Raw genomic sequence first — 20257 nt, 5'->3', positions numbered from 1 at the left:
CGCCCTCAGTCGTCGATCACGACGGTGTGCGGCACGCGCCCGACCGGCACCGAGCGCAGCACCTTGCGGGTCTTGGTGTCGACGATGGAGATGTCGTCGGACAGGCCGTTGGCGACGAAGAGCAGGCTGCCGTTGCGGTTCAGGCTCGCACCCCAGGCGCGGTTGCCCACGAGCACGTAGTCCTGCACCTTGCGACTGGCGACATCGACGACGGCAATGTGGTTGGCGCGCCCGAGCGTGACGTACGCGGTCTTGCCGTCGCCCGTCATCGCGATGCCGACGGGGGTGACATCGTCGGCGCGGAAGCCCTTGGGCGTGAAGGCGATCGTGGCCTTGACCGCGTTCGTGGCGCCGTCGAGCACCGTGACCTTGCCGCCGAGTTCGGAGGTGACCCACACTTCGGCGCCGTCCGGCGTCATCGCGAAGCGGCGCGGGCGGTTGGCGACGACGACGTTGGCGAGGATCTTGTGGGTCGTGGTGTCGATGACGTGCACCATGTTCGCGACCTCGGAGGTCGCATACACGCGCTTGCCGTCGGGCGACAGGCGCACCCCTTCGGGCTCCTCGCCGACCTCGATACGCGCGACCGACTTCTTCGTCGCGACATCGATCACGGACACCTGCGCGCCCTCCTCGTTCGAGACGTAGAGGCGCTTGCCGTCGGGCGAGAGGTCGAACATCTCCGGATCCTCGCCGACGGGGATGCTGTGGCTCACCTTGAGCTGGGCGATGTCGATGACGTCGACGCGGTTGGCCTTGCTCGCGACCACATAGATCTGGCTGCCGTCGGGCGACAGGCGCATGTCGCGCGGGCGCTGGCCGGTGGCGATGGTCTTCACGACCTGCCAGGTCTTGCTGTCGAGCACGGTCACGGCATGGTCGTTCTCGCTGCTGACGAACACGTAGCCGGTGCCCTTGGCGGTGGCGGCGCCGGCAGCGAGCGCGAGGACGCCGGCGGCGATGAGTCGGGTGCGGGGAATCAAGCGGGTCTCCTCTCGGGGTCGGATTTCCAGGACGGTTTTTTTGGTTTGTAGGCGTTCAGTCGCTGCGCTCGCTGCCGCCGCCGGTCATCTGCAGGAAGGCGTCGGCGAGGGTGGCCGTGCCGGCCTGCGCGGCGAGTGCCTGCGGGGCGCCCTCGGCGAGGATCTGGCCGCGGTGCAGCACGATGACGCGGTCGGCGGCCTCTGCCTCATCGACAAGGTGGGTCGCCCAAAGCACGCCGACACCGCGCGCACGCAGCGCCAGCACCTCGTCGAGGAGCTGGCGGCGCGAGGCCGGGTCGAGGCCGACGGTTGCCTCGTCCATCAGCAGCACGGCCGGCTCGTGCACCAGCGCACGCGCAAGCTCGACCTTGCGGCGGTTGCCACCGGAGAGCTCCCGCACGGGGTCGTTCGCGCGTTCGGTGAGGCCGAGGCGGCCCAGCGCGTCGGCGACGCGTTCGCGTGCGTGTCGCCCACCCAAGCCGTGCAGCGCGGCGTGGAATTTCAGGTTCGCGGCGACGCCCAGATCGAGGTCGAGCGTGCTCTGCTGAAACACGACGCCCAGGTGCGCGAGCGCCGCGACCGCGTCGTGGCGGATGTCGTGGCCGCACACTTCGATACGACCGGCGTCGGCGTTGAACAGGCCGGTGAGGAGCTGGAACAGGGTGCTCTTGCCCGCGCCGTTGGGCCCCAGCAGCGCGACGAACTCGCCGCGGCCGACGGCGAGGCTCACGCCGCACAATGCCTCGCGCGCGCCGTAGGACTTGCGCACGTCGGCCAGCTTCAGGAGGGCGCCCCCCTCCTGCGCCGTGGATGCGGATTGCGGCCCTTCGCTGCCGATACTCATACGATCATTCATCCGTGGTCCCGTCCGGGCTGGTCGCGAGTCCGGCAAGCAGTTCGGGGTGCTGCGCGAGAAGCTCCGCCTGGAGCGTCTGCACCGCCGCATCGTCGGGCAGACGCGGCCGTGGCAGCACGATGGGGAGTTCGAGCACGACCCGCCCTGGGGCGGGCGAGAGAAAGCAGATGCGGTCGGCGAGCGCCAGCGCCTCGCGCAGATCGTGGGTGACGAAGAGCACCGTCGCCCGGGAGCGCTGCCACAGTTCCACCAGCATCGCGCGCAGGCGGTTGGCGGTGGGCACGTCGAGCGACACGAAAGGCTCATCCATCAGCAGCAGCTTCGGCTCGATCACGAAGGCACGCGCGAGCGCTACGCGGCGCTGCATGCCGCCGGACAGGCGGCCCGGAAAGGCGTCGAGCACGTCACCGAGGCCCATCGCGGCGAGGAGTTCGCATGCGCGCAGTCTGGCCGCGGGCGAAGCCCCGGTGACGAGGAGCACGTTGTCCAGCACCGTGAGCCAGGGCATCAGGCGCGGCTCCTGGAACATGAAGCCGATGTCGTGCGCGGCATCCGCGCCGGCGAGCCGCACGCGGCCATCGACGTCGCGGTCGAGCCCGCCGACGACGTTGAGCAGCGTGCTCTTGCCGCAGCCCGAGGGGCCGACGACGCACACGAACTCCCCCGGCGCGGCCGCGAGGTGCAGGCCCGCGAGCGCGACGTGGGGCGCCCCGCCGCGGTCGGGGTAGGCCTTGCGGTCGATGGCGATGTCGAGCATTCAGGACCTCCAGCGCGTCAGGCGCCGCTCCAGTGGGCGCAGGCCCGCCGCCTCGACGACGAGCACGATCGCGGCGAACACCAGCGTGTAGGCAAGGATGCCCGTGATATCGAAGAGCTGGAAGAACATGTTGAGCTGGAAGCCGATGCCGTTGCTGCGCCCGAGCAGTTCCACGACGAGCACGATCTTCCAGATCAGCGACAGGCCCGAGCGCGCCGAGGCCATCAGGTAGGGCACGAGCTGGGGCAGGTAGACGTGGGTGAAGGTGCGCACGCGCGGCAGCCGGTAGGCACGCGCGACCTGCATCAGGCGGGCGTCCACCGCGCGCGCACCCTCGCGCACGGTGACGACGACGGTGGGGATCTTGTTCACGGCGACGGCGACGATCGCCGCGGCGTCGTTGAGGCCGAACCACACGTAGCACAGGATGATGGTGACGAGCGCGGGGATGTTGAGTCCGAGCACGAGCCAGCCGTCGAGCAGCAGGTCGAGCCGGCGCCAGCGTCCCATCGCGATGCCGATGGCCGCGCCGATCGCCATCGCGAGGAGGAAGGCAACCGTGACGCGCGCGAGCGTGATGGCCAGATGCGAGGGCAAGGCGAGCGATCTCGTCTCGGCGACGATGCGCGCGAAGACCGTCGCCGGGGGCGGCAGCGTCGGGCTCTGCAGCAGCGCGGCGGCGATCTGCCACAGCAGGAGGAAGGCGACGAGCGAGGCCGCGCGCAGCCAGCCCTCGCCCAGCGGCCGGATGCGCTTCATCGCTGGCCGGGCGCTCATGGCCGGCGCGGGCCAGGACGCGGAGTCATCGGTGCCTGCCTTCATCAGCGGGCCCCACCCGCACGCCAGAAGGTGCCCGCGGGCAGGGTCGTGGCGCTGCCGACGAGTTCGGCGCCGCCCTCCTCGGCGAGGATCGAGAACACGCGCCGCGCGGTGCGTTCGGCCTGCGCGATGTCCTCGCCGGGAATGCCGGCACGGAACCCGTCGCGCAGCGCCGCGAGCGTCGCGTCGTCCTCGGCGCGCGTGAGCGGACGCAACTCCTCCCACACCGCGTCGGACTCGCGCATGTGCCGCCGCGCCTGGGCGCCGGCGCGCAGGAAGCCCTCGAAGGCCGCACGGTTCTTCGCCGCCCACTCCTCGCGGAACACCCAGCCGATCATCGGCAGCTCGCCGTCGACGCCGAGCCCCTTCAGGATGTCGTCCAGCGTGAGCAGCTCGCGCATGCCGGCGGCCTTGAGGCGCGCGGAGAAGTGCCAGAAGTTCATCACCGCGGGCAGTTCGCCCTTCAGCATCAAGGCGTTGAGGAGCGGCGGCGCGCCGAAATCGGGCTTCAGGAAGGTCGCTGCGTCCTCGCCGACCGTCCTGCGCGACCACGCCCGCAGCAGCAGCCAGCTCTTGTCCAGCGCGCCGCCGGCGACTCCCAGACGCTGCCCGCGCAGGTCGGCGAGCGAGCGCACGTTCGCATCGGGTCGCACCATGATGCCGCCCACCGCGCGCGAGTACGGCACGAAGGCGAAATCCCGCCCTTCGGCGCGCTGACGTGCGACCCAGATCCAGTCATTGACGATGACGTCGACCGCCCCGCCCTGCAGCGCGACGTTGGCGGCGTCCTTCTGCGCGAGCGGCACGACCTCGATCCGCACCCCCTCGCGTTCGGCGTAGCCCATGCGCTTCATCACCTCGAGCTCCCAGCTCACGGTGCCGTACTGCAGCACGCCGATGCGGATCGGCGCAGGCTCGGCGGCGCGCACCGGTGCAATCAGGCAGGCAAGGAGCGCAGCCGCGGCAAGGCACGCACGCGCAAAGGGTCGCAGCATTGATGTGTCTCCATCGTTCTTGTGTCAGCGCCCGCCGGATCGAGCCGGGGACGGTCGTGTTTCCAATGCAGGATTCGATCCAGCCGGTGAAGGCTCCGCCAATCCGTCGCCTGCGGAATCGGGTGTTCCACCACGGAACAGGTGCTCCATTTCGGAACACATGCCGACATAACGGCACATCGCGGGCACGTCGGGCAGATCGGAAATCCGCTTCAAGCATAGTGCACGATTAGCCCTCGTTCGCGAGAAGCGCGCTCGCCCCTTGCCGCAGCGATGCACCAAAAAAAAAACGGGCGGCCGAAGCCGCCCGTGAAGCTCTTCCGCTGTGGGCGGACGAGAGGGAGAGAAGAAACGCGAGCGCTCAGAAAAACCCGAGCGCGTTGGGGCTGTAGCTCACCAGCAGGTTCTTGGTCTGCTGGTAGTGGTCGAGCATCATCTTGTGCGTCTCGCGGCCGATGCCCGACTCCTTGTAGCCGCCGAAGGTGGCGTGGGCCGGGTAGGCGTGGTAGCAGTTCGTCCATACGCGGCCGGCCTTGATGGCGCGGCCCATGCGGTAGGCCGTGCTGCCATCGCGCGACCACACCCCGGCACCGAGGCCGTACGGGGTGTCGTTGGCGATCTCGAGCGCTTCCGCTTCGTCCTTGAAGGTCGTCACGGCCAGCACCGGCCCGAAGATCTCTTCCTGGAAGATGCGCATCTTGTTGTGGCCCTTGAACAGCGTCGGCTGGATGTAGTAACCCTCGGCCAGTTCGCCACCGAGACGGGCGCGGTCGCCGCCGATCAGCAGTTCGGCGCCTTCCTGCTTACCCACGTCGAGGTAGGACAGGATCTTGTTCATCTGATCGGTCGAGGCCTGCGCGCCCATCATCGATGCGGTATCGAGCGGGCTGCCCTGCTTGATCGCCTTGACGCGAGCCAGCACGCGCTCCATGAACTTGTCGTAGATCGACTCCTGGATCAGCGCGCGCGACGGGCAGGTGCACACTTCGCCCTGGTTGAAGGCGAACAGCACCATGCCTTCGACCGCCTTGTCGAAGAGGGCGTCGTCGGCAGCGGCGATGTCCTCGAAGAAGATGTTGGGCGACTTGCCGCCGAGTTCCAGCGTCGCCGGGATGAGGTTCGTCGCCGCGGCCTGGGCGATGACGCGGCCGGTGGCGGTGGAACCGGTGAAGGCGATCTTGGCGATGCGCTTGCTGGTCGCCAGCGGCATGCCGGCTTCGCGACCGAAACCATTGACGACGTTGAGCACGCCCGGGGGCAGCAGGTCGGCGATCAGTTCGACCAGCACCAGGATGCTGACCGGGGTCGATTCGGCGGGCTTCAGCACCACGCAGTTGCCGGCGCCGATAGCCGGGGCGAGCTTCCATGCCGCCATCAGGATCGGGAAGTTCCACGGGATGATCTGGCCGACGACGCCGAGCGGCTCGTGGAAGTGATAGGCGACAGTGTGTTCGTCGATCTCGCTGATGCCGCCTTCCTGCGCGCGCAGGCAGCCGGCGAAGTAGCGGAAATGGTCGATCGTCAGCGGGATGTCGGCGTTCAGGGTTTCGCGGATCGCCTTGCCGTTGTCGACCGTCTCGGCGTAGGCCAGCATTTCGAGGTTGGCTTCCAGCCGGTCGGCGATCTTGAGCAGGATGTTGGCGCGATCGGCAGCCGAGGTGCGGCCCCACTTGTCGGCTGCGGCATGGGCAGCATCGAGGGCGAGATTGATGTCTTCCTCGGTCGAGCGGGCGACCTGGCAGAACGGCCTGCCGGAGATCGGCGTGATGTTCTCGAAATAATGGCCGCGCACCGGCGCCACCCACTTGCCACCGATGAAGTTGTCGTAGCGGCTCTTGAACTGGACCTTGGCGCCTGCCTGGCCGGGCATCTCGTAGATCATTGAACTTGTCTCCAGAAGCTGTGTTGATTGGTCGAAACGCTGTCTCGCGTCGCCATCCCTTCCGCAGGGCGCGTGCCAGCAAGCGCCGCCACCTTCTCCAGAGACATCTTTCAACGCTCAAACAAATACTTGCACCACGATCCGGCATATCTCGGCACCGAGTGCCCCGCCGCCCTGCCCTGCTCCCGCCTGCTCAACAAGGCAACACCTGTTCCGATGCGTGACAACGGCGCCGCACCACGCACGCCCCGCTGCCGCAAAAACCCCTTTACTCGCGCGGCTCGACGCCGACGGAATGATTCATGCTTCATCGCTCCCCATGATGGAAGCTTCACCCCCCAGATCCCGACCGGAACCGCTCATCGCATCGTGGCAGCGCAGCCGCGAGCACGGCCTGCGTCCGGACGAACCGCTCAACGACACGGCGCTCGCGCCGGGCGAACTCACGGACCGCATCGCGGCAAACAACCGGCTGCTCGCGTTTTCGCGCCCGATGATCGAAGGCCTGTATCGCCAGATCGGCAGCCCCTCATCCACGGTGCTGCTGGCCGACCGCCAGGGCATGATCCTCAGCGCGCTGGGCCACACCGACTTCCTCGACCGCGCCAGCCGCGTCGCCCTGCGGCCCGGCGTCGACTGGAGCGAGGCCACGATGGGCACCAACGCGATCGGCACGGCGCTGCACTCCGGGACGGTCGTCACGGTGCACGGCGATCAGCACTACCTCGCACGCAACCGCATCTTCACCTGCGTCGCCACACCCATCCTCGCACCCACCGGCGGCATGCTCGGCATCCTCGACGTGTCGTCGGATGCGCGCGAAAACCTCACGCACGCCGAAGCGCTGCTGCGCACAACGGCCGAACTGATCGAGCACCGCCTGCTGGAAACGCTGGACGACGGCTTCCTCACGCTGCACTTCCACACGCGCCGCGATGCGCTCGCCGACCCGCTGCATGCGCTCGTCGTGTTCGACGAAGGCGGCCGCCTCGTCGCGAGCAATCGCAAAGCGCGCGGAATGCTCGGTCTGGACGCGTCACATCCCGCAACGACCTATGAAGCCTGCTTCGCGACGCCCTGGAGCAGCCTGGTCGGCTGGGCAGCGCAGGCGCCCGACGCGCCCTTTCCGCTCTACGACCTGAAAGGCCGCACGCTCATCGCCCGCGCCAACCTGCGTTCGCGACGCCACGTCGACACGGGACCGCGCAGCGCAACTACCCGCCACGACGACTCCCGTCTGGGCGCGATCGGCCGCGGCGACGGGCGCATCGCGCGCATTGTCGGCACGCTGCGCAACTGCGCCGCGGAAGCCACCCCGCTGCTGATCGAAGGCGAGATGGGGACCGGCAAGGCGCATCTCGTGCGGGCGTTCCACGAAGACCACAAACCGACCGCGGACGCGCCGCTGATCGGCATCGACTGTGCGGCCCTGCCCGCTGGCGAAGCCGCGGAGGCGGAACTGGACCGCGCCTGGGTGCAGGCGGCCAACGGCATCCTCTTCCTCGTGGAGATCGACGCACTACCCACAACGCTGCAGGCGCGACTCTTCGACGCCCACGACGGCAGCCGCGCCCGCGTGATCGGTGCGGCACGGCGGCCGCTCGCCGAACTGCGTCGCGAGGGGCGACTCGACCTGCGCAATTTCGAGGCGGCCAGCGGCCGGATCATCAGCCTGCCGCCGCTGCGCGAGCGCGACGATTTCGACGAGCTCGTGCGCCATTTCGTGCGCGAGGCCGCCGCCGGGAGACCGGTCTACGTGTGCCCCGACGCGCTTGCGCTGCTGCACCGCCACCGCTGGCCGGGCAACCTGCGCGAGCTGCGCAACCAACTGCGCCTCATGCTCGCGCTGATGGGGGACGAGGCCAGCCAGCTGTGCCCCGAGGACATCCCGCCGGAGCTGTTCGAGAACGCCGCCTGAGCGGCAGCGGCGTCACGCCGGCTGCGCCGCCTCGTTGCGCGCGCGGACGAGCGGCAGCAACTGGATCGCCATCACGCACGCGAAGATCAGCCCGCCGCCCAGCAGCTGCATCGGCGTGAGCACCTCGCCGACGAAAATGCGTGCCGCAATCGCCGCAAACAGCGTCTCGCAACTGAGCAGGATCGCCGCGTCGGCCGCCAGCGTGTGGCGCTGCGCGACCACCTGCAGCGTGAAGCCCAGCCCCACCGAAAGGATGCCGGCGTAGGCGATCGACGGCAGCGCGCGCTCCAGCGCATCGACACTGACGACCTCCAGGGAGAACCCGCAAGCCATCCCCAGCGCGCCGCACATCAGGAATTGCAGGCATGCGATCGTGATCGGGGCGCCGTGGCGTGCCGCGACCCGCCCGACCATCATCACGTGCGCGGCCCAGAACAGCGCGCTCGCCATCACCCACAGATCCCCCGTCGACAGCGCCGAGAGGCTGCCGCCGCCGAGCAGAAACGTGCCGCCGAGGCAGCCGGCACTCGCCGGCCACACCGACCAGTGCAGGCGTTCGCGCAACAGCAGCGCGCTCGCAACGGGCACCAGCGGCACGTACAGCGCGGTGAGGAAGCCGGCGTTGCTCACGGTGGTGCCGGCGATGCCGATCTGCTGGAATGCCGCGCCGAGAAACAACACGACGCCCAGCAGCAGCCCGCCTGCCAGGTCGCGACCATCCAGCCACACGCCACGCCGCCCAAGCCGGCGCAGCTCGCGCGCCACCAGCGGCAGGATCACCACGGCGCCGAACAGGAAGCGCACGCCGGTGAAGGTGAACGGACCGACATCACGCATACCCGCCTGCTGGGCGACGAAGGCCGTCCCCCAGATCAGTGCCGCAACCAACAGGAGGCCATTGGCCTGCGCGCGCTTCATTCACCGACTCCCTATGCAATCTACTTCGACATCGCTATCCATTCGGCCGGCATCCGGGCGGATCCCGGCGCGCAAAAGCTCGACGAACGCCGCCCCGCGCGCCGACAATGCACCCGGGCGGGGATACCGCCTCGGACCAGCCGAGGCGCCTTTATACCCGAGCCGGGGGCGTCGCTGGAGGGGGTACACGCCGGATTTTGCGCAGAACGCTATTCAACTCTGTCATTTCGTCAGAGCCGTGGCATTTCGATACGAAATTAACCATTCTGTTTGAGCGACGCTTCCTTCAAAGTTCGGCCCTGCGAAACGACACCAATCCGGTGCCCGGACGCTACCCGCCCCGCACGACGAACCACACCACGTCGTGCGGGTCGAACCGAATCTTCGCACCGCGGACTGCGGCGCCCGCACTGGGGTAAACCGACACCATGACGATTCTGAACGTTAGCCTGATTGGCGTTCCCACCGACGCCGGGGCCGGCACGCGCGGCGCCAGCATGGGCCCCGAGGCCCTGCGCGTCGCCGACATCCACGCGGCGATCGCGGCCTTCGGCGCCGACGTGCGCGATTGCGGCAACCTCGTGGGGCCCGCGAATCCCAACCTGCCTGCAGTCGACGGCTTCCGTCACCTGCAGGAGGTCGCACAGTGGAACGAGATCCTGCACGAGGCCGTGTATGCCGAACTGCGTGCCGGCCGGCTGCCGGTGATGATGGGCGGCGACCACTGCCTCGCGATCGGCTCGATCAGCGCCGTCGCGCGCCATTGCCGCACGGTCGGCAAGAAGCTGCGCGTGCTGTGGTTCGATGCGCACGCCGATCTCAACACCGCGACGATGACGCCCTCCGGCAACATCCACGGCATGCCCGTCGCCTGCCTGTGCGGCCACGGCCCGGAAGTGCTGACGCGCATCGGCGGCCACATCCCGGCGATGCTCCCGGCCGAGATCCGCCAGATCGGCATCCGCAGCGTCGACGAGGGCGAAAAGCGCTTCCTGTGCGAACTCGGCGTCGAAGTCTTCGACATGCGCTACATCGACGAAGTCGGCATGCGCGCGGTGATGGAACAAGCGCTCGCCGGCGTGGACGAGAACACGCACCTGCACGTCAGCCTGGATGTCGACTGGCTCGATCCGACGATCGCACCGGGCGTCGGCACCACCGTGCGCGGCGGCCCGACCTACCGCGAGGCCGAGCTGTGCATGGAGATGATCGCCGACACCGAGCAGTTCGCCTCGCTCGACATCGTCGAACTCAACCCCGCGCTCGACCACCGCAACATGACCGCCGAACTGGCCGTCGATCTCGTCGAGAGCCTGTTCGGCAAGAGCACGCTGATGCGCATGCACCGGCAGACGCGCGGCAACCGCTGAACCGGCGCCAAGCTCCGGCGCGCGGCCGGGCTCAGAAGTCGAGCCGCAGCGACACCCAGTGGCGACGGCCGACGACCCGGTCGGCCGGGCTGCCGTTGGACTTGAACTCGCCGTGGTCGCCGTCGAGCGACTGCACCGTGTAAGCCAGTTCGCCGCCCTGCCCCGCGATGCGGAACGGGTAGCCCAGGCGCGCGTCGGTGCGCACATAGCTGCCGACCGAGGTGTTGCGCGTCCATCGCATCGGATCGACCCAGTAACGCGCGACCGAACCTTCCAGGCCGTACGGCAGCTTCTGCATCCACAACAGCGAAGACGCCCGCCGCGGCGCGGATTCCTCGGCGAACGCATCGACCAGCTCCTTGCGGCCGCGACGGGTCACGAGGTTGCTCGTTGGCGTGAGCGCACCACCCGAGTATTCGCTGTCGATGCGGATGAAGCTCTGCGAAACCATCAGGCGCGTCGCGTCGAGCGGCTGCCACTTCCACTGGTATTCGACGCCGTCGATGCGGATGTCCTGGATCGGCATCACCTGATCGCCCAGGCGGTCGCGCACGTTGGGGTCGATCAGGAACAAGCGGTCGCCCACGCGCTCGCGGAAGCGCCTGACGTCCAGGCTCATGCGCCAGTCCTTCCAGTCGCCGAGGTAACCGACCTCCCAGCTGTCCAGGCTCTCAGCGGGAAGATTGCGCGTTCCCGTGAACACGGCGCGCGTGGTGCTGCTGCGCAAGTTCGCGCGGTAGTCCAGGATGCTGGCCGTGCGCCACGCCCGTGTATAGCCGGCGCGGACGGTATTCTCGGCGTTCAGGTGAAAGCTGCCGCTCGCGCGCGACGACACGTTGTTGCCGGCAATCGAGTCGTATTCGGAGGAGAAACCGAGGTTGCCGGTAAACCATGCCACCGGCGCCCATTCCGCATTCGCGAAGGCACGGCTGACGTCGCGCGACACCTTGTTCTGCCCGTACAGCATGCTCTTCGAGCGCAGCGTGTCCTGACGCCAGCTCGCACCCCACACGAGCCGCGTCTTGTCGAAGGGCGAGAAGGTGTGCTGCGCCTCGACCTCGCTGCGGTGACCTCTGTCGCCCGACTCGTCGACGTGTGCGAAATCCGCCGGTAGCCCCGGAGCAACGTAGTCGTCGCTCGCCTCGTCGGCCGAGTAGGCATAGCGCAGCGAGAAATCGGAGCTCTCGGACAGGGTTCGCAGCCAGCGAAGCTGCAGCCAGTTGCTCGACTGATCGAAATCGCGGATCGGATTCTCCGGATCGCTGCGGAACAGCTCGCCGTTGCGGCTCACGAAGTCCTTGTCCAGGCGCCCGACGGTCATCACACCCTCGATCCGGCCCGCGTGCAGGTCGAGTTCGTCGCGCACGCCGAGACGCCAGGTCGCGCGCAGGTCCAGCAGACGCGAGCGGAAGCTGTCGATCCAGTCGTACTGGTCCTCCAGCCCGTCGTCGTCGAGCTGCTGGTAGGTCAGGCGAAGCTCGCCGTCCTCGCCCAGCCGCACGCCGCCGCGCAGCGTGTAGTCGCGCACGCCCTGGCTGCCGTGGTGAGCCGACACCGACACGCCGCGCACCAACGCGGGATCGACGGTGACGATGTTGATCACGCCGAGGAACGCGTTCGTGCCGTAGGACGTGGTGTTCGACCCGCGCACCACCTCGATGCGCTCGATGTCCTCGAGCGCGACCGGCATCAGCGCCCAGTTGACGCCGCTGCGGAAGAGCGGCGAATGCAGCGAGCGGCCATCGACCAGCACCTGCACCCGCGGCGAGAAGTCCTCGTCGGTAATGCCGTGATAGGTCACCCGCGCCGGATCGGTGTTGTGGGGAAAGGTCTGGAAGCCCGGCACGAGGCGGAATACGTCATTGAGCGCACGCACGCCCGCGGCCTTGATCGTCTCGCGGTCGATCACCGTGACCGCGGTCGGCGCATCCACCTGCCGCTGCGGCAAGCGGCTCACGCTCGCCACCACGGGCAATTCGCTGAAGAAGAGATTATCGTCCGCCGCCGCCGGCGCACCGACAAGCGCTACCGCCACAGCCACAGCCAGGACAGACGCCCCGCCGCTGTTGATTTTTCTTGTATTCACCTGCACACGACTCCCGCGGCCGTGACTCAAAGTGCATGAGTATCGAAGGAGCCGCTGCAGTGCGTCAATCTCGACACGCGGATGCAGCCTGCCAGCGACAGCGACTCGACGATTCTCAGGACATCCTGCCAAAGCATGCCGCCTTGCCCCTTGTGACCTTACAATGCGCGCCGCTACACCCAAAACAACAACACAGGATATAGCGCATGCATTCGCGCAAGGCTTTGCCGACCCTCACGGTCGGCGCGATCGGCGTGGTGTTCGGCGACATCGGCACGAGTCCGCTCTACGCCCTGAAGGAAATCTTCAACGGCCACCATCCCATCCCGGTCACCCCGGAGAACATCCTCGGCATCCTGTCGATGGTGTTCTGGTCGATCATGGTGCTGGTGACGCTCAAGTACGTGCTGATCATCATGCGGGCGGACAACCGCGGCGAAGGCGGATCGCTGGCGCTGCTCGCGCTGATCGTCGACAAGGCGAAGAGCCGGCGGCTCACCTGGGCCGTGTCGATGCTGGGGGTGTTCGCGGCGGCGCTGTTCTACGGCGACAGCATGATCACGCCGGCCATCTCGGTGCTGTCGGCCGTCGAGGGCCTGGGCATCGTCGCGCCGGGGCTGCAATCCTTCGTCGTACCCATCACGGTAGTGATCCTCACGGCGCTGTTCATGATCCAGCGCCGCGGCACCGGCGCCGTCGGCCTGTTCTTCGGCCCGGTCATGGTGGGCTGGTTCGCCGTGCTGGCCGTACTGGGCTTCAACGAAATCGTCCGCCATCCGGAAGTGCTCGCAGCACTGAACCCGATGTACGCGCTCGGCTTCATCGGCAACCACACCGCCCTCGCGTTCCTCGCCCTCGGCGCGGTCGTGCTCGCGGTGACCGGCGGCGAGGCGCTCTACACCGATATGGGTCATTTCGGCCCCTTTCCGATCCGCCTCGCATGGTTCGCCTTCGTGATGCCGGCCCTGGTAGTCAACTACTTCGGCCAGGGCGCCCTGCTGCTGAACGAGCCCGCCGCCATCGAGAGCCCCTTCTTCCACCTCGGGCCGACGTGGGCCATGATTCCCATGCTGATCCTCGCCACGCTCGCCACGGTGATCGCGTCGCAGGCGGTCATCTCGGGCGCCTTCTCGGTGGCGCGCCAGGCCGTCCAGATGGGCCTGCTGCCGCGCATGCTGATCGTGCACACCTCCGGCCAGGAAGAGGGCCAGATCTACGTACCCTTCACCAACTGGACGCTCTACCTCGCCGTGATCGCGCTTGTCGTGGGCTTCCAGAGCTCTTCCAACCTCGCCGCGGCGTACGGCATCGCGGTCACCGGCACGATGATGATCGACACCGTGCTCATCGCCTTCGTGATGGTCCTGCTATGGAAGTGGAACCGGCTGCTCGTCGTCCTCGTCGCCGGCTCGCTGCTGGCTGTCGACATCGCCTTCTTCGCCGCCAACGCGATCAAGATCCCGCAGGGCGGATGGTTCCCGATCGCGATGGGGCTCGTGTCCTTCACGGTGCTGACGACCTGGCGCCGCGGACGCGGCATCGTGCAGGAGGAGATCGCCAAGCAAGGCCTGTCGATGAACGATTTCATGGCCATGATCGGCAGCGTGCACCGCGTGCATGGCACCGCCGTGTTCATGACCAGTTCGAAGGACGGCGTACCCGCCGCGCTGCTGCACAACCTCAAGCACAACCAGGTGCTGCACGAACGCGTCGTGCTGGTCACGGTGCAGACCGCCGACACCCCCTACGTCAGCGAGCTAGACCGCATCTACCTGCACCACCTGAAACAAGGCTTCATCCGCGTGATCCTGCGCTACGGCTTCATGGAAGACCCGGACATCCCGAGCGCGCTGGACCACTGCAGCCGCTTCGGCGAACCCTTCGACATGATGGAGACGACCTTCTACCTGTCGCGCGAAACGGTGATCCCGCGCCTGAGCCGCAGCCGCATCGCGCCGTGGCGCGCGCGCCTGTTCGCGTTCATGACGAAGAATGCGACCAGCGCGACGGACTTCTTCCGCATTCCGAACAATCGCGTCGTGGAGCTCGGCACGCAGCTCGTGATCTAGCGTCTACGGATGCACAAATGAAAGGACCGGATGCCATCGCACCCGGTCCTTTCAGGTCACAGCCGCGCGCGCGCCGTCACTTCTTCTTCGCCGCCGCGACCTCCTTGTTCATCGCATCGATGATCGGCTTGAACGGCCCGTACTTGTGCTGCTCGGGGGTGAAGCCTTCGCGGTACGGCGGAAAGTGCGCATCGACGACCTTGTTGATGCGCGCCGGGAAATCCGCCTCGAGCCCCGCCTTCTTCGGGCGCGGCTGGCTGTTGATGAAGGCTGCCACGTCGAACGCCTGCTCATCGGTGAGGACCGGAGCTTCCGCGGTCACGCCCTTGGGCATGTTGTTGCGGATGAAGCGCGCCGCCATGATCACGCGGTTCATGCCGGCGCCGTCGTTGTAGCTGTCCGCCCCCCACAGCGGCGGATTCACGTAGCCTTGCGCATCGCCGGCCTGTCCCACGCGCACGCCTTGGCCTTCCGGGCCGTGGCAGGCGACGCAGAACTGGTCATAAACCTGCTTGCCCTGCACCGGGTCGGCCGGACGATCCGGGAACTTTCCCGGCTTCGGCAGCCCGAGGCCGGCCACGTTCGCGCCGACCGGCACATTCGTCGACATGAAGCGCATGTAGCTCGTCATCGCCTTCATCTCGACGCTGTCGAGCGGCAACCGGCGCCCGTTCATCGAGCGCTCCATGCAGCCGTTGATGCGTTCCTCGATCGTCTGCACCGAGTCCTCGCGCGCCTTGTAGGAGGGGTAGCCGACGTAGGTGCCGACGAAACCGTTGCCGTCCTTCTTCGTGCCGCCGTCGAGGTGACAGGTCGTGCAGGCGAGATTGTTGCCGGCGAAGCGCTTGGCGGGATCGGCGACCTCCGGCCCGATGAACTGGTGGGTCTTCAGAACGAGGTCGCGGCCCATGCGCACCATCTGCCCGTACTTGTCGTTCGGCAGCTTGTCGACGTCCGGCACCACCCACGGATAGACCGCCGGCACGGCAGGCGCGGCCGCTGCGGGCGCCGGAGCGGCGGGAACCGGCTGGGCCGGTTCGGCTGCGATCGAAGATCCTGCGGCTACGGCCAAAGCCACCACCGCTACATTCAGTTTCGCACTCATCGTTGCCTCCGTCCTGATTGGTCATCCAGGAGGGAACCGTCGTTTCCGGATCCCGCTTCCCTGGTTTGCACAATAGATGGATGGCATGTGCGCAGGAATTGGTATGAGCGTCTGTTTCGCTAGATCAATATCCCTATGGATGAACATCATCGGAAAGGCTACAGAACCGGTCTCGCACCGTGACGACAGCTCCGTCCGCCGACACACTGGTGTCATGTGTGGATCGGGGCGGCGCGCGGGATGTACCCGAGGCGCGGGCGTCGAGTTCGCCTGTACCGATCGGGCCGGGGCATTTGAATCGAGCCTCCAGCCGCGCGACAATGTGTTTCAAGGCTGCGATGCGGGTGAATGCCGATGGACAAACCGGATCACGACCGACTGGACCGGCTCGTCGCCGACCCCGCCCCCGCCGCGCCGCTTGCCAGAGTGATGCTGCGGCTGACTATCGCCTTCATCCTCATGCTCGCGGGGGTCACCATGTTCCAGGACCAGTCGCTCTACTACCCTGACAAGGCGCCGCTGGAGGCGCTGGTCTCGGGGCCGCTGCGTGCATGGCCGACGCCGGATGACTTCCGCGGGCTCGTCGCCGAACCGGCCGGCCCCGTGCGCGGCACCGCGGTCGTCTTCCACGGCAACGCGGGCCACGCCGGCCACCGCGGGTATTACGCCGCGGCGCTCACACGACTCGGCCTGCGCGTGATCCTCGCGGAATATCCCGGCTACGGCCCGCGCGACGGCAAGCCCGGCGAACGAGCACTGGTCGATGACGCCGACGCGACCGTGGCGCTGGCCCATCGCCTGTACGGGGCGCCGCTGCTCCTTGTCGGGGAATCGCTCGGCGCCGGCGTCGTCGCGGCGGTCGCCGAGCGCCAGCGCGACAGGCTCGCGGGCCTGCTGCTCGTCACGCCGTGGGACAGGCTCGAAAACGTCGCCGCCTTCCACTTTCCGTGGCTGCCCGTGCGATGGCTGCTGCATGACCGCTACGACAGCGCCGCGCACCTCACATCATTCGACCGCCCGGTGCTGGTAGTCGTCGCGGAACGGGACAGCATCGTGCCCGCGCGCTTCGGCGCTGCGCTGTACGAGGGCCTGACGGGCCCGAAACGCCAGATCGTCGTGCCGGCGGCCGACCACAACGACTGGGTCGAGCGCGTCGACGATCGCTGGTGGAATGCAGTCGTGGCGTTTCTGCTCGGGGAGGATCGCTGACCCCGTTGCCGGATCATCCGCCGTGCAGCGCCAGGAGGCGCCGCGCACAGGCAGGGTGACCGACGACGGCTCGCGGCTCCCGGCCCCGCAGCGGAGGGCGGGTCAATCCGCCTGCGATCGCTTGCGAAAGTGATCGGCGGCCATCCCGGCCGCAGCCTCCCAGAGCGCCGGCGCGCCGCCCTGGATCGGTGGTCGGCAACGCGCCTCGACCTGATCGAGGGTGACCTCGCATTCGACCCAGGTGCCGCCGTCGGTCGCGGCGTTGTGCAGCATCGGCTGGAAGCGGTCGAGCGCCTTGGCGAATCTCGCGTCGTCGCTCGCGGCGGCCTCGAATTCGAACCACAGCTCGCGGAATTCGGCGGCCTGCGCCTCGGGCAACAGGCCGAAGATGCGCTCAGCCGCCAGGCGCTCGCGTTCGGCCTGTCCGGCGTGCGTCGATGGCACATGGAATGGCACGTCGCCCGCGTCGATCTCGACGATGTCGTGGATCAGCAGCATCTTGACGACGCGCAGCACATCGACCGCGCCGGCGGCGTGCTGCGCCAGCACAAGCGCATAGAGCGCGAGGTGCCAGGAATGCTCGGCGCTGTTCTCGCGCCGGGAGCGGTCGATCAGGGGCGACAGGCGGACGACGCTCTTGAGCCGATCGATCTCCCTGAGGAAGGCCAGTTGCCGTTCGAGGTCGGACAGGTTCACGATGCTGCGGTCTCCATGCTGCGGCTGGGCGGCCGAGTCTACCAGCGCCGGCCCTCAGGCGCTGACGATCTGGTCGGGCCCGAAGACTTCGTAGTGAACGCGTCCGGCCGGCACGCCCCACGAGAGCAGCGGGCCGCACAGGTAGTAGTCGGCATCGGCGAGCACGGCCTGCGCAAGAGCCTGTTGCTGCTGGCCGCCAGCCTGGTTGCCGAGGTTGAAGATGTTCTTCAGCTCGGGCTCGTGCGTGAACATCAGGGTATAGAAATGCGTCGTCAGCGCCAGGCCGTGAGCCTGCAGCGCTGGAACGGTTGCCTGGACGAGTTCGACGGTACGTCTTGAAGCCATTGGGGGGTCATTCCTATAAAATTCATATTATTTACATCTTTACGGCCGCGGGCGAACGCAGCGAGCGGCCCCCTGCCGCCCGATGCGCTCAGCGCATGATGCCAAGGATCTCCCGCGCCTCGCCCGGCGTCGCGACCGGCCGCTCCATCTCGCGGGCAATCCGCGCGATGCGTGCGACGAGCTGGGCGTTGCTGGTCGCGAGTTCGCCCTTGCGGTACCAGACGTTGTCCTCGAAGCCGACGCGCACATGTCCTCCAAGCGCGATCGCGATCGCGCCGAGCGGCAGTTGCGCGGAGCCGATGCCGGCGACAGTCCAGGTCGCGCCGGGCGGCAGTTGCGAGCGCAGGAACATCAGCGACTCGGGCGTGCCGGCCATCGCGCCCGGCACGCCGAGCACGAAGTCGACGTGCACCGGTCCCTCAACGACGCCCCTCTTCAGCCACCGCTGCAGGCTGTGCAGCATGCCTGCGTCGAAGATCTCGAACTCGGGCTTGACGCGGAATTCCTTCATCGCGGCGAGGAAGGCTTCCATGTCGGCAGGGACATTGAGGAACACGTCGTCGCCGAAATTCACCGAACCCATCGACAGCGTCGCCATCTCGGGGCGCAGTTCGACTGGGGCGAGGCGTTCGGCGGCGCTCATGCCGACGGCGCCGCCGGTCGACACCTGCACGATCACGTCGCAGCGCGCGCGGATCGCGTCGATGATCTCGGCGTAGACGGCCTTGTCCTGCGTCGGCGTGCCGTCGGGCCGGCGTGCGTGGACGTGGACGATGGATGCGCCGGCCGCGGCGCACTCCTCCGCCGCGCGCGCGATCTCATCCGGCATGACGGGTAGCGCGGGTTGCTGTTCTCGCGTGACTTCGGCGCCGGTCAGCGCGGCGGTGATGATCAGCTTTTCCATGTTCTTCAGCGAATATTGCGCTGGCACTCTGCCGGCACAACGCAGGTGCCGGCAGCGCGGCAGACGACGATCGGCTCCGGCAGCACGTCGCAGGCCGAAGGCTGGCCTTTGATCCCGGCTGGCACGATGACCTTGCGCGCCTCGAACTCCATCTTGCGCGAAGTCTTGCCCATCGAAACGATGCGGCCGGTCGCCTCGATGAAGTCGCCCGCGCGCACCGGCGCGAGGAATTCGACCTTGTCGTACGCGACGAACAGGCCCTCGTCGCCATCGCTGCGGATCAGCAGTTCGGTGGCGACGTCGCCGAAGAGTTGCAGCATCTTCGCGCCGTCGACGAGGTCGCCGGCGTAGTGGGCGTCATGGGCGCTGATGCGCAGGCGGATGAGGCTGGTGATTTCAGTCATGATGCATCCCTCTGATACTCATTGTTTTCCGGTTCGGAGGCGAGATCTACTCCCGCCTTTGTCGTATGCGACCGGACCGTAGGGCGGGAGAAGCGCAGCGCATCCCGCCATTACCGCGTTTCCGATACATCCGAAGTTTGTTTGGCGGGATACGCCTTCGGCTCCTCCCGCCCTACGATTCATCGCTTCATGCGGCGTGGCGTTTGGCCCATTCGTGGATCGCGAAGGACGCGACGTCCTCGGCGTAGGATTTGGTACCGAAGCCGGCGTCGTAGCCGAGTTCCTTCGCAAGTTCGTGCGAGATGCGCGGACCGCCGACGACGAGGATCACGCGGTCGCGGATGCCTTCGGCTTCGAGGAGATCCGACAGGCGCGTGAGGTTGTCGAGGTGGATGTTCTTCTGCGTGACGACCTGCGACACGAGGATCACGTCGGCCTGCTCCTCGATCGCGCGCGCGACGAGGTCCTCGGAGTCCACCTGCGCACCCATGTTGATCGCGCGCACCTCGTGGTAACTCTCCAGCCCCTTGTGGCCGTTGTAGCCCTTCATGTTCATGATCGCGTCGATGCCGACGGTGTGGGCGTCGGTCTCGATGCAGGCGCCGAGAACGACCATCTTGCGGCCCATCTTCTCGGCGATCAGCGCATTGATCGCGTCCTTGTCGAGGGTCTCGAACTCGGGCTTCGCGACCTTGATGCGCGAGAGATCCACGCGATGCCTGCACTGGCCATAGAGGACGTAGAACGAGAAGCCCTGCCCCATGTCCTCGGCGTGCACGACCGCCGGCTCGTCGAGGCCCATCTCCAGCGCGAGCTGGCGCGCGGCCTCCTTCGCGTTCTCGTCGAGCGCGACCGGCAGCGTGAAGGAAAGCTGCACGCGGCCATCGTTCATCGTGTCGCCGTAGGGTTTCACCCAGTTTTCGGTGATCTGTTCGCTCATG

Annotated in this window: 18 protein-coding genes; 4 read left to right on the top strand and 14 right to left on the bottom strand. The window is 67.5% G+C overall.

What is annotated here, in order from left to right:
* Nucleotides 1-5 precede the first annotated feature (5 nt).
* The 6 genes from AzCIB_RS05420 to adh all read right to left on the bottom strand — a co-directional run bounded on the left by AzCIB_RS05420 (nucleotide 6) and on the right by adh (nucleotide 6292).
* Complete coding sequence (locus AzCIB_RS05420; protein ID WP_050414955.1) at nucleotides 6-983, bottom strand: PQQ-dependent catabolism-associated beta-propeller protein; 978 nt, start codon at nucleotides 981-983, stop codon at nucleotides 6-8.
* A gap of 55 nt (nucleotides 984-1038) precedes the next feature.
* Nucleotides 1039-1827 carry a lanthanide ABC transporter ATP-binding protein PedB/LutE gene (locus AzCIB_RS05415; RefSeq protein ID WP_050414954.1) on the bottom strand — a complete coding sequence of 263 codons (789 nt, stop codon included), beginning with the start codon at nucleotides 1825-1827 and terminating at the stop codon, nucleotides 1039-1041.
* 4 nt (nucleotides 1828-1831) lie between these two features.
* On the bottom strand, nucleotides 1832-2596 hold the full coding sequence (locus AzCIB_RS05410; protein ID WP_050414953.1) for an ABC transporter ATP-binding protein: 765 nt from the start codon (nucleotides 2594-2596) through the stop codon (nucleotides 1832-1834).
* Entirely contained in the window at nucleotides 2597-3418 is an 822-nt protein-coding gene (locus AzCIB_RS05405; RefSeq protein WP_083446882.1) for an ABC transporter permease, read from the bottom strand.
* A complete protein-coding gene (locus AzCIB_RS05400; RefSeq protein ID WP_050414952.1) occupies nucleotides 3418-4410 on the bottom strand; it encodes an ABC transporter substrate-binding protein in 993 nt (330 codons plus the stop codon). Before AzCIB_RS05400 ends, AzCIB_RS05405 begins: the two co-directional genes overlap by 1 nt.
* A 361-nt stretch (nucleotides 4411-4771) precedes the next feature.
* A complete protein-coding gene (adh, locus tag AzCIB_RS05395; protein ID WP_050414951.1) occupies nucleotides 4772-6292 on the bottom strand; it encodes an aldehyde dehydrogenase in 1521 nt (506 codons plus the stop codon).
* A 322-nt stretch (nucleotides 6293-6614) separates the two neighbouring features.
* On the opposite strand from adh, the gene AzCIB_RS05390 reads away from it, so the two are divergent.
* Nucleotides 6615-8210: a sigma-54-dependent Fis family transcriptional regulator gene (locus AzCIB_RS05390; protein WP_157058426.1), complete on the top strand. Its 1596-nt coding sequence runs from the start codon at nucleotides 6615-6617 to the stop codon at nucleotides 8208-8210.
* Between the two features lie 12 nt (nucleotides 8211-8222).
* Here the strand turns inward: AzCIB_RS05390 and AzCIB_RS05385 are convergent, their stop codons facing one another.
* On the bottom strand, nucleotides 8223-9128 hold the full coding sequence (locus AzCIB_RS05385; RefSeq protein ID WP_050414949.1) for a DMT family transporter: 906 nt from the start codon (nucleotides 9126-9128) through the stop codon (nucleotides 8223-8225).
* Nucleotides 9129-9556: 428 nt separating this feature from the next.
* Between AzCIB_RS05385 and rocF the strand changes: the two genes are divergently transcribed.
* Nucleotides 9557-10498 (top strand): arginase, encoded by a 942-nt coding sequence (gene rocF / locus AzCIB_RS05380; protein WP_050414948.1) that lies wholly within the window; start codon nucleotides 9557-9559, stop codon nucleotides 10496-10498.
* 31 nt (nucleotides 10499-10529) lie between these two features.
* On the opposite strand, the gene AzCIB_RS05375 is transcribed toward rocF, so the two are convergent.
* Entirely contained in the window at nucleotides 10530-12584 is a 2055-nt protein-coding gene (locus tag AzCIB_RS05375) for a TonB-dependent receptor plug domain-containing protein (RefSeq protein ID WP_232299361.1), read from the bottom strand.
* 206 nt (nucleotides 12585-12790) lie between these two features.
* Here AzCIB_RS05375 and AzCIB_RS05370 point away from each other — a divergent pair, with 206 nt between their 5' ends.
* A complete protein-coding gene (locus tag AzCIB_RS05370; protein ID WP_050414947.1) occupies nucleotides 12791-14653 on the top strand; it encodes a potassium transporter Kup in 1863 nt (620 codons plus the stop codon).
* Between the two features lie 76 nt (nucleotides 14654-14729).
* Here the strand turns inward: AzCIB_RS05370 and AzCIB_RS05365 are convergent, their stop codons facing one another.
* Nucleotides 14730-15758, bottom strand: a complete 1029-nt coding sequence (locus AzCIB_RS05365) for a c-type cytochrome (protein ID WP_050414946.1) — start codon at nucleotides 15756-15758, stop codon at nucleotides 14730-14732.
* A gap of 354 nt (nucleotides 15759-16112) precedes the next feature.
* Here AzCIB_RS05365 and AzCIB_RS05360 point away from each other — a divergent pair, with 354 nt between their 5' ends.
* Nucleotides 16113-16967, top strand: a complete 855-nt coding sequence (locus AzCIB_RS05360) for an alpha/beta hydrolase (RefSeq protein ID WP_198149614.1) — start codon at nucleotides 16113-16115, stop codon at nucleotides 16965-16967.
* 102 nt (nucleotides 16968-17069) lie between these two features.
* Here the strand turns inward: AzCIB_RS05360 and AzCIB_RS05355 are convergent, their stop codons facing one another.
* From AzCIB_RS05355 to kamE, 5 genes are all read right to left on the bottom strand, one after another.
* Entirely contained in the window at nucleotides 17070-17663 is a 594-nt protein-coding gene (locus tag AzCIB_RS05355; protein ID WP_050414945.1) for an HD domain-containing protein, read from the bottom strand.
* Nucleotides 17664-17717: 54 nt separating this feature from the next.
* The gene (locus AzCIB_RS24615) at nucleotides 17718-18008 is read right to left on the bottom strand and encodes a globin domain-containing protein (protein ID WP_050414944.1); all 291 of its coding nucleotides are present in this window, start codon (nucleotides 18006-18008) and stop codon (nucleotides 17718-17720) included.
* Between the two features lie 88 nt (nucleotides 18009-18096).
* Nucleotides 18097-18912 (bottom strand): 3-keto-5-aminohexanoate cleavage enzyme, encoded by an 816-nt coding sequence (gene kce, locus AzCIB_RS05345; RefSeq protein WP_050414943.1) that lies wholly within the window; start codon nucleotides 18910-18912, stop codon nucleotides 18097-18099.
* Between the two features lie 5 nt (nucleotides 18913-18917).
* Entirely contained in the window at nucleotides 18918-19316 is a 399-nt protein-coding gene (gene kal, locus AzCIB_RS05340) for a 3-aminobutyryl-CoA ammonia lyase (RefSeq protein WP_050414942.1), read from the bottom strand.
* Between the two features lie 187 nt (nucleotides 19317-19503).
* A complete protein-coding gene (gene kamE / locus AzCIB_RS05335; RefSeq protein WP_050414941.1) occupies nucleotides 19504-20256 on the bottom strand; it encodes a lysine 5,6-aminomutase subunit beta in 753 nt (250 codons plus the stop codon).
* Between the last annotated feature and the right edge of the window lies 1 nt (nucleotide 20257).

Origin of the sequence: Azoarcus sp. CIB (genome assembly GCF_001190925.1) — a bacterium.
In the GTDB taxonomy this organism is placed as follows: Bacteria; Pseudomonadota; Gammaproteobacteria; order Burkholderiales; family Rhodocyclaceae; genus Aromatoleum.
Note: the sequence above shows the minus strand (reverse complement) of the source record. Positions and strands in the feature narration are given on the sequence as shown.